The sequence below is a fragment of the Herbaspirillum sp. C7C2 genome (assembly GCF_022627865.1).
Taxonomy (GTDB): Bacteria; Pseudomonadota; Gammaproteobacteria; order Burkholderiales; family Burkholderiaceae_D; genus Herbaspirillum; species Herbaspirillum frisingense.
Genome location: NZ_JABXGI010000088.1, coordinates 1 through 256 on the forward strand (window position 1 = coordinate 1; position 256 = coordinate 256).

The 256-nt window shown below is 74.6% G+C and carries 1 protein-coding gene; it reads right to left on the bottom strand.

Features of this window, described 5'->3' with window-relative positions; all coding sequences use genetic code 11:
* Positions 1-256 (bottom strand): NAD(P)H-binding protein (locus HWE04_RS24350; protein WP_241813941.1); only part of this gene is annotated, 256 nt, incomplete at both ends.

Consider the following 256-nt stretch of genomic DNA (forward strand, 5'->3'; position numbering starts at 1 on the left):
CGAACGAGCGGTGCTGGGCGAGACGGTCCACCGCCTCGGCGCCGGAGACCATGAGCAGCAGGTCGACTCCCTCGAGCGCCGCGCGGCTCGCCTCGGCATCGCCGAACGACGCGATCGCGACCTCGGCTCCGGGGAGATCCGGCGCCCGGGAGGCGTCCCGCACGATCATCCGGAACGGCACACCGCCGTCCGCCAGGGCGCGCGCCACGGCGCCGCCGATCTTGCCGGTCGCGCCGGTGAGTGCGATGGTCATGGT